Below are 11,938 nucleotides of genomic sequence, written 5' to 3' on the forward strand. Positions count from 1 at the left end.
TTCGCGGTGAGTAGATCGAAACCGAGTGTCGGACATGAAGAAGGGTGAGCCGACCTGTTGGGCACCGCCGACAAGATCGGCCTGACCACGGCCGGCTGCACGGCCCGTCGTTGATCGCGACCATGGTCGCGGCCGCGTCCTCGGCGGATCACCGGGCCAGCGCGGGCATCACCATGGCGGAAAGTGCGAGACAGACGCCGCCGACCGCCGCGGGGCCGGCGCCGCGGCCATCGGCACCCTCTCCTCATCGGGATGCCTCGGTCCCCGACGGGTGCGTCCCATACGCCGGTGGCGGCGGTGCAGGTGCCCGGGCCGCTGATAGCCCCGTTATTGGCCTAAAGATTGCCAAACATACAGCCGATAACCGATATTGTGCCGCCTCGAACGCCAGGAGCACGAGACAGATGTGCTTCAGATCGTGTCGATGTACTGGCCCAACTCGTCGAGATCGGACGTGGTGTCGAGCAGTTTCTTGCTGCGCAGGACGGTTCGGGCGGTGTCGAGGTAGCGACGGATGAGTGGGCCGATGGTGTCCTCGCGGTAGGCCAAGGCCAGGGGCACGGACACTGTCGGAGATCTCAGCGGTCGGTAGGTGACACCGTTCATGCGCAGGTGCCGTACCGACTCGGGCGCGAGGGCGACCCCGAGGCCGGCGGCGACGAGGGCGACCAGGGTGGAGGTCTCGGCCACCTGTTGCCGGACGGTGGGAACGAAGCCCGCCTGCCTGCACGCGGTGATCAGGGTGTCGTGCATGGTCGACGGGGAGCAGTAGCCGATGAATGCCTCGTCGGCGAGATCGTGGAGGTCGATCGTGGTGGCGCTGGCCATGGGGTGCTGTACGGGCATGACCACCAGCAGGGGTTCGTTGCGCAGCAGTTCGACGACGATGCCGGGCGCGTTCACCGGGGGTCGGAGCAATCCGACGGACAGGGTGCCATCGAGCAGGGCCTGAACCTGGGCCGGGGTGAGCATCTCGCTGCGCAGGGTGAGCTCCACCAGCGGGTTGCGTTCGCGGTAGGCACGGACCAGGTTGGGCATCAGGTCGTAGGTGGCCGAGCCGGTGAACCCCAACGACAATGCTCCCATTTCTCCGCGGTCGGCTTTGCGCGCCGAATCCACGGCGTCCTCGCTGGCGGCGAGCAGGGCGACGCAGCGGTCGTAGAACACCCGGCCGGCTTCGGTCAGGGCGATCGAGCGGGTGGTGCGCGCGAGCAGTCGCACGCCGAGTTCGCGTTCGAGCTTGCGGATCTGATGGGAGACCGGGGACTGGGCGATGGACAGCCGCTCGGCCGCCCGGGTGAAGCTGCCCTCGTCGACAACGGTGACGAAGTACTTCATATGGCGCAGCTCCATACCCCAGTCTGACATTCAGATGGAAGATATCTCAATAGCTGAACAAACAGGTGTTAGACATCTAGGTTTCTGCCTCCTAGCCTCATCTTCGAGAGCTGGATCACACCGACCCCGGACAGTGACGGGCCTCTCGTTCCGGTGGGACCGCGGGCTGGGCGTTTCTCACCTCGTCGCACTTGTGGAGGAGAACACGTGAAGGTCAACCTGTTCCTGCAGGCGCCGTACCGGTACCTGCCCGACGACTTCGAGACCAAATACGAGTCGGTGTGCAGCATCCCGTACTCGCTCGTCACCCGGGACGGGATGTACTCCTCGATCCGGGACTTCATGGACGAGCTCATGCTCGGGGCCCGCAGCGGCTACGACGGCGTCGCGGTCACCGAACACGGCCAGAGCAGCTACGACATGGTCCCCAACCCCGATCTGATCTCGAGCGCGCTGGCCTACATGACCGAGACCGAGGGACTCGACGTCGCCGTCTACCCGATGGGCCGCTCTTTGGGCAAAGCCCGCGAGCCGCTCCGGGCCGCCGAGGAATACGCGATGATCGACGTGATGAGCGGCGGCCGCCTGGTCGCCGGCCTGACCGTGGGCCTGAGCTACGACGCCAACCTCAACAACGGCATCCCGCCGATCGAGGTCCGCCCCCGGTTCGACGAGAACCTCGAACTGGTCCTGCGGGCCTGGCGCGAGCAGGAACCGTTCGCCTGGAACGGCCGCTACACCCAATATCCGATGGTGAACATGTGGCCGCGGCCGCTGCAGGAGAACGTGCCGGTGTGGATCACCGGCATCGGCAACCCACGCACCATGCGGATGTGCTTCGACCGCGGCTTCGGGTTCAACTACCTGAGCTGGTTCGGCGCCAAGCTGACCGGCAAGCGCATCTTCGACCGCATGTGGGAACAGGCCGACGAGGCCGGCGTCGCCCGCAATCCCTACCGCATCGGGTTCCTGCAGACCATCGCCGTCGCCGAGACCGACGAACGCGCCGAGACCGAGTACGGTCCGCACGCCGAGTACGCCTTCCGCAAGGGCCTGGGCTCGATCCCGATCGAGAAGCTCGGCCTGCCCGGCGCCATCGACATCAACGGCGTCAAGGCCCTGATCAAGGACCCCGGCGACTTCGGCCTGTACCACCGCATGCGCACCGCCACCTTCCGCGATCTGGTCGAGGCCGGTGTCGTGGTGGTCGGCAGCCCCGACACCGTCGCCGAACAGCTGCTCGCCTTCTGCCGCGAATACGGCATCGGCAATCTGCACGCCATGCTCGGCTTCGGCTCGCTGCCCCGGCACCTGGTGATGAAGAACATCCACCTGTTCGCCGAGGAGGTCCTGCCGCGGCTGCGCACGCTGTGGACCGACACCGACCACGAACACCACTGGTGGCCGAGCCGACTCGGCGGCACCCCCATCGCCTACGACATCACCGCCACCACGAAGGCAGGAGCGAACGCCCGATGAGCACCACACCCACCATCACCGAACAGACCGTCGACGTCTGGGGCGGCCGGCTCGCCATCACCGTCAAGGTCGCCGGCGCCGGCGCACCGCTGCTGTATCTGCACCCGGCCGCCGGTCTGGCGTGGGATCCGTTCCTGTCCCATTTGGCGTCCCGGTACACCGTCTACGCCCCCGAATTCCCCGGCACCAGCGAGGGCAACCCGTACGCCATCCACACCATCGACACCCTCAGCGACATGGTGCTGGCCTACGAGGAGCTGGTCCGCACCCTCGGGCTCGACCATCCCGTGGTGATCGGGCAGTCCTTCGGCGGCATGCTCGCCGCCGAACTCGCCGCCACCTTCCCCACCCTGCCCGACAAGCTGGTCCTGCTCGACCCGATCGGGCTGTGGACCGAGACCGCCCCGGTCGCCAACTGGATCGCCACACCCCCCGACCAGCTACCGGCCCTGCTGTTCCACGACCCGGCGCGCCCGGCCGCCCAGGCGATGCTCGCACCCTCCGACGACCTCGCCCAGCAGCAGGCCGCGGCCGCGGCGATGGTGTGGGCGTTCGGCTGCACCGGCAAGTTCGCCTGGCCCATCCCCGACCGCGGCCTGCGGCACCGCCTGCACCGCATCACCGCACCCACGCTGATCGTGTGGGGCCGCAACGACAGGCTCATCTCGGTGGACTACGCCGATCAGTTCCACAAGCTCATCGCCGACAGCACCGTCACCATCGTCGACGACTGCGGCCACATCCCCCAGGTGGAAAAACTCGACGACACAGTCGAAGCCGTCGACAAATTCCTCCTCTGACCCGAGCAGGCACCGGTGTCCTCCCGACCGGGTCCCCGACCTCCCAGGAAACCGACCATGACCACAACGCTGCAACCCCCCGCACGCGATACCCGACCGGCCGACGAGCACGAGGTCGATGCGACGACGATCCGGCGGGCCATGGGCCGCGTGCCCACCTCGGTCGCCGTCGTCACCGCCCTGTGCGACGGGGAACCGGTCGGCATGACCATCGGCTCGCTGACCTCGGTATCGCTCGATCCACCGTTGGTGGCGTTCTTCGCCTTCTCCGGATCATCGACGTTCGCCCAGCTTCGGCGCTGTCGCACATTCTGCATCAACGTCCTCGCCGAGGATCAAGCCGAGATCTGCCACGGCTTCGCTCGACTCGACGGAGCGAAGTTCGACCTCGGTGAGTGGGAATATCACCACGGAATCCCCACCATCAAGAACGCCGTCACCACGGTGCTGTGCGAGCAGGACCATGTTTTCGAAGCCGGGGACCACCTCGGCATGATCGGCCGCGTCACCGACGTCGACTTCAGCGACAACCGGCCGTTGGTGTACTACCGCGGGCAGACATCCCAGCTTCACAGCTCCGGCTCCTGGGAATGATCGGTCCGGCCGGCTCCATGCCTGTCGGGGCGTGACCGGCAAGTCTGGATTCTTCGTCCGCTTGGATTCGAGGCGGCCGCATACGATGCACCGCAAGCCTCTCGTGCCCGATCTCTCCAAGCGGTGAGAGTAGACCCGGGACCGGGCAAGTTCTGGTTAGAGCCGGTTGCCGTTGGTGGCGTCGATGACCTGCCCGGTGATCGCACCGGCGGCGGCGCTGACGAGGAAGGCCACGATCGCGGCGATGTCCTCCGCGGTGGCGAGTTTTCGCAGTGCAGTGGTGGACGCGGCAGTGGTGCGGGCATGGTCGTCACCGCGAAGCCAGTGCGCGTTCATGTCGGTATCGAGCGCGGCCGGCGCCACGGCGTTGGCGGTGATGCCTCGTTCGCCGACGTCTACGGCGAGGGCGCGGGTGAACACCTCGATCGCCCCCTTGGTCATGGCGTAGCTGATGACGTCGGGTCTGGCGTAGCGGGCGGATCCGGAGGAAATGTTGACGATGCGACCGCCGTCGTGCATCCGGGGCAGGGCATGCCGAGTCACGAAGAACGGGGCGCGCTGGTTGAGTGCGACCAGACGGTCGAAATCCTCGACAGTGACGCGCTCGAGCGCTCCGCGCCGACTGATTCCGGCGTTGTTGACGAGGATGTCGAGCCCTCGGTCGAGCCCGAGACCGTCGAGCGCGGAGTCGAACTCCCGCATCAGCTCTTCAGGCCCCTCGGGTCGGGACAGGTCGGCCTGGACCGCAGCCGCGAGGCCCCCGGCAGCCGTGATGCCGTCGACCACCGCAGCGGCGGCCGTCCGATCGGATCCGTAGTGGACGATTACGGCGGCACCGGAGGCGGCCACCGCATCTGCGATGGCCGCCCCGATGCCGCGGCTGGCCCCGGTGACCAGCGCGACTCCTCGGCCCGTGTGCATTCCTACTGACGAGCTGCGAGGTCGAGGGCGATGTCGGCGATGAGGTCTTCCTGCCCACCGACCAGCCCGCGTTCACCGACGGCGAGCACGGGCGGACGGAGGTCATCCGGGGCCACCTTTCGTTGGGACTGCGGGGCGGGAGCGGCGGGGTCTATTCGTCGACGGCGACGGCGGTAGTAATTCCGAATCCTGCTATCCACTCGTGGATTTCGCGGTAGAAGGTCGAGGTGACGCGGTACTTCCCGGCGGCGCTCATTGCCGCGTACGCGGCGATCCAGGTGCGCACTTCGTGGGAGGAGTGTCCGGCCTGTTCGACGAACCAGTCGTTGGTCCACGCGTCGATCTGCTCGAGGTCGCCGGAGGCGAGGACGTCGAGCAGGTGCCGGTCCCATTCGGGGTTCAGTGGCTGGATGGCGGCGGTGCCGGCGGCGAAGTCCCGCCCGGCGGTGATGACGCGCTGTTCGCGGGCATCACGTTCGGCGGCACTGGGATTGCGACCGTCGATCAACCGCTCGCGCACTTCCTCTGGCGCGGTGGCGAACTGCGGGACCGGCGGGTCGTGGGACAGGCCGCCGGATCCGACGAACAGCACACGCTTGTCCAGCTTGGCAGCGGCCCGCCCGACCGTCTCGCCGAGCAGCCGTACCCGGCTGACCGGGCCGAGCGGTTCGGCGACCGAATTGATGAAGATCGGCACGGTCGGCACGGCGGTGATCGATCCGACCAGCAATTGGAGTGCTTGGGCGAATCCGTGGTCGACGTGCATGCGTTCGGAGAATGCGACGTCGATGCCGCTGTCGAGGACTTCGCGGGCGACTGCGTAGGCGGCGTCACGGTCGACGTCGAGAGGGCCGGCTTCGGTGCCGTAGTCGCCGACGGACTGCGCGGCGGCACCGATACAGAACGGCGGCAGCAGGTCGTAGAAGACGCCGTTGTAGTGGTCGGGGGCGAAGATGACGATGAGATCGGGGGCGAAGTCGGCGACGAACCGGCGCGCGTGGTCGAATGCGGCGTCGACGGCGTCGATGACTTCCTGTTCGGGGTCGTTGCGTCCCATCAGGGGGGAGTGCGACATCGCGCACAGCGCTACAGGCATCGCGGCGGTCTCCTTGCTGCTGCTTCGGCGCTTTCTCTCCGGGGGTCCGGACGAGAGCGCAATAGGTCGGGTAAGTGGGATCCGGCCGGTGCCGCCCGGGTTGCAGGGGTTGGCGGCACCGGCCGGGGTCTGTGTCAGCTGCGACCGAGGAGGAAGTCCAGATGCAGCTTGTTGAAGGTCTCGGGGTCCTCGTACTGGGGCCAGTGGCCACAGTTCTCCATGATGGCCAGCTTGGCGCCCGGGATGTGGGAGGCGATGCGCTTGGCTTCGTCGACCGGACCGGAGGGGTCCTTGGTGGTCCACAGCACCATCGCGGGCACCGTGATGCCGTTGAGAGTGGCGTCGGTGATCATGTTCCGCTTGCGGGTTTCGAGGTCCTGCAGTGCCATGTTCATCTCGCAGGCCTTGAGCCAATCCGGCTGCTGGAAGATGGCCTGGCGGGTGCGGATCAGGTCGTCGGTGACCATGGTCGGGTCGGCCATGAGCCATTCGAGGCGTGCTTTGACGCGTTCCCAGCTCGGGTCCTTCGCCGCTTCCATCGACAGGGTATAGAGACGTTCCATCACCTGAGGGTTGGCCATGGTGCCGCCCATGGTGTTGAGCACGATCCGGTCGACCTTCTCGGGATGGTCGTGCGCGAACTGGGCGGTGACCCAGCCGCCGAGAGACTCCCCGGAAAACGAGGCCTTCTCGACGCCGATGGCGTCCAGGAACTGCAGCACGTGGTCGATGTAGTGCTTGATCTCGAGCGGGTGGTCGGGCTTGGTCGAGTAGCCGTGGCCGATGAAGTCGATTGCCCAGACGTTGAAGTGCTCGGAATGCGAGCGCAGATTGCGCACGTACGCCTCGGCGTGGCCGGTGATGCCGTGCAGCAGGATCAGCGTGGGCTTGGACGAGTCGCCGGCGTGCAGGTATCGGGTCCGGTAGGGGCCGGCCTGGATGAATCCCTGGCTGAACTCGACCTGGTTCAGGTCGTCCCAGACGCTGGTGTAAGGACGGGTCATCGGTTCTCTCCCTCGACTGTGGTGGTGCGGGTGGCGGAAGCTGGTGCTGCATCCTCGGCGGTAACGTGCGGAACGACGATCGGCACGGCCCGGGTGCTGTACTGCGGCTCGTTTGTGCCGCTCGGGTTCCCGTTGTCGCTGGCCGAGTGGTCGAGGACCGCGGTGAGAGCGTTCTCGAGGCTGGTGAGCGCTTCGGTGTCGTCCCAGACCGGAGCACTGTGTCGCCACGCGACGTAGCCGTCGGGCCGCACGAGCAGGGCGCCGGCCTCGTCGATGTCGCGGACCCGCCGCCAGTATCCGTAAGGGTCGATGGTGCCGGGTTCGCCGACAACGACGGTCCGCAGGAACGGCAGGTTGAGTTTGGCGGCGGCACGCTTCCATGCCTGGCCGCCGAGTCCGGTCAGCAGGGTCATCATTCCCTTGCCGGTGACGTCGAGGGTGGAGATGCGGGTTCCGTCGGCGCCGACCAGCCACGCATGCGGCAGCTTCGCGCCCGGCCGGGTGGTGGCCTGCATGTACAGCTCACGATCGCGCACCCACACTTCCTCGCCCGCCTCGGGGTCGGGAACGACCGCGGACGAGGTGTAGCGCTGGTTGAGTTCGACGCCCTGGGCGTTGAATTCGGCGTTCTTCACCTCCAGCGCCTCGTACAGCCGCTCACGCAGAGCAACACCTTCGGACGAGGGTTCCTTCAACTTTGCCAGGCCGGCGGCGACCGGGTCGTCGCTCTCGTGATCGAACCATTCGCGCAGCCCGGCGTAGTCCTTGCGGGACTGGTTGGCGCGAGCGACGATCTGTTTGCCGACCGGAACACGCTCAGGAGAGTAGGACTCGAGCAGACCCGGTCCTGCATACCCCTTCACGACGAACGCGATCTTCCATGCCAGGTTGAACGCGTCCTGCATGGACGTGTTCGAGCCCAGCCCGCTGCTCGGCGGATGCCGGTGCACCGCGTCGCCGCCGCAGAACACTCGACCGGACTGGTAGTGCTCAGCCCACTGCTGGTTGACGTACCAGAAGGACCTCGACACGATCTCGACGTCCAGGTGCGGGTCGCCGACGAGGGTCCGGATCTGTTCGAGGACAACGTCGTCGGAGACATCCGGCTCGCCGTTCGCCATGTCGAAGCCCCAGCCGGCGATCCACTGGTCCCACGGTCGGATCGCGCGCAGCAGACCCATGCCGATCTCACCGAAACCGGCCTTCGAGTTGACGATCCAGTGCAAGATGCTCGGCCGATGAGCGACATATTTGCTCAGGTCCGCGTTGAACAGGATGTACGCGGTACCGGCGCGGGCGAGTTCACCTTCGAACGGAAGCCCGATCTGTTCGGCGATCTTCGATCGTGCGCCGTCGAAACCGAGCAGGAAGCGGGCTCGCTGGGTGAACACGGTGCCCGAGCGGACGTCGCGGAACCGGACGGTCACCCCGTCCTCGTCCTGGGCGTGGTCGAGGTATTCGGTGTTGAAGCTGATGACCGCACCACGTTCGGCGGCGTTCTTGATCAGCACCGGCTCCATCAGGGGCTGCGGAATGTCGAGCATCGTGCAGGGGCTTCCGGACAGGTAGTCCCCGTAGCGGATATCGCCCGTACCCCAGGTCTGCATCCGGACGATCTCCTCGCCGGCCAGGCTCGTGGTGAACAGCGTGTCGCCCATCTGGTCCCACGGGGTGGCGTAGTTGCGCGCCTCGTCTTCGACGCCCAGGTCACGCAGCACTTCGACGGCGCGCTGGTTGGTGATGTGCGCGCGCGGCGAGTTCGCCACCCAGGGGAACATCGAGACGGCGTGAACGCGGATGCCGTAGCTGGCCAGGGCAAGCGCCGCTGTGCCACCGGCGGGGCCGAGGCCGACGATCACGACGTCGGTGTCGTAGGAGGTGCGGTCGTGGTCACTCATGTCTGTCATCACTTCACTTGTCGAGGACGCGCAGGGATGCTGCGGTGTCCGGAACTGTCCGAGTCGAAAATGTTTCGTTGTCAGGCATTTTCGGTGTGGAGGTGGCCTGGTCGCGAGTGAGCTGGCTCGCAGCGCCCTTGCGCCCCCAGCCGCCGGGCAGCAGGATCACCGAGACGATCGAGATGGCCGAGACGATCAGCAGGTAGGTCACGATCGAGTTGCTGGTGTTGGTGGAGGCGTACAAGGCGGTCGCGATCGTCGGGGCGAACGCGGAGCCGGCGACCTGGGAGATGGTGTAGCCGATAGAGACACCGCTGTAGCGCACGTCCGCGTCGAAGACCATCGTGAACAGGGAGCCTGTCACGCCGGCGGCGGGGGCCATTGCAATTCCGAAGACCAGCACCTGCGCGGCCATGAACAGCCACGGGTTGCCGGTGTTGATCAGTGCGAAGGCGGGGGCGATCACCACACCCATCGCGGCGGCGCCGAGCAGGTACATGGTCTTGCGGCCGAAAGTGTCGGACAGAGCGCCGAACACGGGGTAGAGGAGGACGGCGACGATGCCGGCGACGAATACTCCGGCCAGGGCGAAGGTGCGGCTGATCCCCGCGACGGTGGTGCCGTAGGAGACGAGGTAGGCCATGCAGATATAGGCGAACACTCCTTGGGACAGGTAGGTGCCCGCGATGAGGAGAATTTCCTTCCAGTGCTTGCGGAACGCTTCGGCGATCGGCATTCGCACCACGGCGCTCTGTGCCTTCACCTCGGCGAAGTCGGGGCTTTCGGCCAGGGACAGGCGAATGAACAGCCCGATCACGATCAGCACCGCGCTGAACAGGAACGGCAGTCGCCAGCCCCAACTCAGGAACTGCTCGTCGGGCAATTGGGAGACCGCGAAGAACGCCAGGGTTGCGACGCTGGTCCCGGCGGGTGCCCCCATCTGGGAGAAGGATCCGAAAAAGCCCTTCTTCGCGGTGGGGGCGTGCTCGACGGCCATCAGGGTGGCTCCACCCCACTCGCCGCCGACGGCAAAGCCCTGCACCAGGCGCAGCAGGGTCAGCAGGATGGGGGCGGCGATCCCGATTTGGGCGTAACCGGGCAACAATCCCATCAGTACGGTGGCCGAGCCCATTCCGACCAGGGAGATCACCAGCATCTGCTTGCGGCCGACCCGGTCACCGAAGTGCCCGAACACTATGCCACCCAGCGGGCGGGCGAGGAACCCAACGCCGAAGGTCGCGAACGACAACAGGATTCCGATCGCGGACGAGACATCCGGGAAGAACAACTCAGGGAATACCAGCGCGGCCGCGGTGCCGTAGATGAAGAAGTCGTAGTACTCGACGGTGGTACCGATGAAGCTGGCCATCGCTACCCGCAGCGGTGAGGTCTTCGTCGGGGAGGTAGGTGTGGTGCTCACGGTCGGGCTTCCCCGATCTGTGGGCGGAAGTGGGCTCGTGCCCCGAAGGACGATGCGTGCGAAGCGGTCGTCATGGCCGCTCCTTTCTTCTGGGGATGTTCGAGAGGGGTTCTCTGGAGAATCTTCGAGAGGGAGCACTCGACTAGAATGCTAGACGTCTAGTTCAGACGCTACTCGGGCATAGAGGGTGACGCAAGTCTCTGGATGAGGGTAAAGGTGATCGACGGCGCGCCGGCCCTCTGGGGCGAGACAGGGGTCAGCGCGGAGGGTGCCGGTGGATCGTCTGCAGCGCTACGGCCGAGAGTCCCCCCTCGGCGTAGGTGGCGCGATAGCGGAGCCGGTCGATGGCCCGGGTATCGGGGTCTAGCTCGGCAGCTGGGCGTTGGATTCGTCGCGGATTACTGCGATGGTGCCGACGATGTGGCGTTCCATGGCCTCGCGGGCGGCAGCTGCGTCACGGTTGCGGATGGCCTCGGTGATTTCGTGGTGGTCATGCTGCCGGTCGGGCAGTGCGCTCGAGAGCGGGTTGGTGATGCCGGTGGTGTTGATCAGGAAGTCCGACAGATCCCACATTCGCTGGCTGGTCTCCTCCATGATCCGCGAGTGCGCCATCGCGTGGATGGCCGCATGGAACTCCCGGTTGTGCACGCGGTACCCGCGGGCGCGGACCACCGGGTCGTGGGAGGTGATCAGGGCGTCGACCCGCGCCGAGATCAGGTCCAGCTCCAGCAACTGGGCCTCGGTCCGCCGGGAGGCCGCTACCGCGGCGATGGTCCCTTCGAAACCGCCGAACAGGGTGTAGAAGTCTTCCACTTCGCGCGGGGCGTAGGAGACGACCTCGCAACCGACCTGGGGAACGATGTGGACCAGCTTGTCGCTGGACAGGCGGCGCAGAGCGTCCATGACGGGCTGCTTGCTCACCCCGAACTCTTGCCGGATCGACTCGACGACGATCTTCTCGCCTGCCGCATAGCGCCCTTCGAGCAGCCGGTTCTTCAGAATGTCGTACAACGCGGAGGACAGCCGCGCCCCCGAGGTGCGGACATTGGCGAGCAGGGCGGCGGCCTCACTGCCCGGCTTGGGGCCGGTGTCGGTGGTGGTCATCGAGTCAGGCTTTCCGTCGGCGTCCCGGACATGGCTCCCCCTTATGCCGCGGCGCTCACCGCAACAGCTTGCATTCTAGTACTTGTGGTGTGAGTCACTGTGGGTTACCTTCGTCTGGAACGCTAGCATTCCAGACCTGATGGACGGGGCATCGTGGCCAACCTCGGGGTTAACGCCGGAGGGCACGCCGTACGCGCCATATCCCGGCACCCGGACATGCGCCCTCTGCGGGCGACAGGCCGAGCAGTGCCCTCGGCAACGCGGGCCACATGCAAGGAGAAGAA

The 11,938-nt window shown here is 66.4% G+C and carries 10 protein-coding genes and 1 pseudogene; 3 read left to right on the plus strand and 8 right to left on the minus strand.

The window, feature by feature from the left end; genetic code table 11:
• Window positions 1–411: 411 nt before the first annotated feature.
• Window positions 412–1,368, minus strand: coding sequence for a LysR family transcriptional regulator (locus tag A4U64_RS15500; protein WP_080688475.1), 957 nt, complete (start codon window positions 1,366–1,368; stop codon window positions 412–414).
• A 177-nt stretch (window positions 1,369–1,545) separates the two neighbouring features.
• Here A4U64_RS15500 and A4U64_RS15505 point away from each other — a divergent pair, with 177 nt between their 5' ends.
• Genes A4U64_RS15505 through A4U64_RS15515 form a run of 3 tightly spaced genes read left to right on the plus strand, consistent with a single transcriptional unit; the run spans window position 1,546 to window position 4,211 of the window.
• The gene (locus A4U64_RS15505) at window positions 1,546–2,817 is read left to right on the plus strand and encodes an LLM class flavin-dependent oxidoreductase (protein ID WP_006938984.1); all 1,272 of its coding nucleotides are present in this window, start codon (window positions 1,546–1,548) and stop codon (window positions 2,815–2,817) included.
• Window positions 2,814–3,617 carry an alpha/beta fold hydrolase gene (locus tag A4U64_RS15510; RefSeq protein ID WP_006938982.1) on the plus strand — a complete coding sequence of 268 codons (804 nt, stop codon included), beginning with the start codon at window positions 2,814–2,816 and terminating at the stop codon, window positions 3,615–3,617. Before A4U64_RS15505 ends, A4U64_RS15510 begins: the two co-directional genes overlap by 4 nt.
• Window positions 3,618–3,674: 57 nt before the next feature.
• Complete coding sequence (locus A4U64_RS15515) at window positions 3,675–4,211, plus strand: flavin reductase family protein (protein ID WP_006938981.1); 537 nt, start codon at window positions 3,675–3,677, stop codon at window positions 4,209–4,211.
• 156 nt (window positions 4,212–4,367) lie between these two features.
• On the opposite strand, the gene A4U64_RS15520 is transcribed toward A4U64_RS15515, so the two are convergent.
• From A4U64_RS15520 to A4U64_RS15545, 7 genes and pseudogenes are all read right to left on the minus strand, one after another.
• Window positions 4,368–5,132 carry an SDR family oxidoreductase gene (locus A4U64_RS15520; RefSeq protein WP_065922796.1) on the minus strand — a complete coding sequence of 255 codons (765 nt, stop codon included), beginning with the start codon at window positions 5,130–5,132 and terminating at the stop codon, window positions 4,368–4,370.
• A gap of 2 nt (window positions 5,133–5,134) precedes the next feature.
• Window positions 5,135–5,236: pseudogene (locus tag A4U64_RS27795) on the minus strand (hypothetical protein); the annotation flags it as partial.
• A gap of 47 nt (window positions 5,237–5,283) precedes the next feature.
• Window positions 5,284–6,228 carry a 3-carboxyethylcatechol 2,3-dioxygenase gene (locus tag A4U64_RS15525; protein ID WP_006938974.1) on the minus strand — a complete coding sequence of 315 codons (945 nt, stop codon included), beginning with the start codon at window positions 6,226–6,228 and terminating at the stop codon, window positions 5,284–5,286.
• A 134-nt stretch (window positions 6,229–6,362) separates the two neighbouring features.
• On the minus strand, window positions 6,363–7,232 hold the full coding sequence (locus A4U64_RS15530) for an alpha/beta fold hydrolase (RefSeq protein ID WP_006938972.1): 870 nt from the start codon (window positions 7,230–7,232) through the stop codon (window positions 6,363–6,365).
• Window positions 7,229–9,130 (minus strand): FAD-dependent monooxygenase, encoded by a 1,902-nt coding sequence (locus tag A4U64_RS15535; RefSeq protein ID WP_442971928.1) that lies wholly within the window; start codon window positions 9,128–9,130, stop codon window positions 7,229–7,231. The genes A4U64_RS15530 and A4U64_RS15535 overlap by 4 nt, the downstream gene beginning before the upstream one ends.
• A gap of 13 nt (window positions 9,131–9,143) precedes the next feature.
• Window positions 9,144–10,499: an MFS transporter gene (locus tag A4U64_RS15540; RefSeq protein ID WP_050034913.1), complete on the minus strand. Its 1,356-nt coding sequence runs from the start codon at window positions 10,497–10,499 to the stop codon at window positions 9,144–9,146.
• A gap of 414 nt (window positions 10,500–10,913) precedes the next feature.
• Entirely contained in the window at window positions 10,914–11,654 is a 741-nt protein-coding gene (locus A4U64_RS15545) for a GntR family transcriptional regulator (protein ID WP_006938967.1), read from the minus strand.
• Window positions 11,655–11,938 lie beyond the last annotated feature (284 nt).

Origin of the sequence: Rhodococcus sp. WB1 (assembly GCF_001700945.1) — a bacterium.
GTDB lineage: Bacteria > Actinomycetota > Actinomycetes > Mycobacteriales > Mycobacteriaceae > Rhodococcus > Rhodococcus aetherivorans.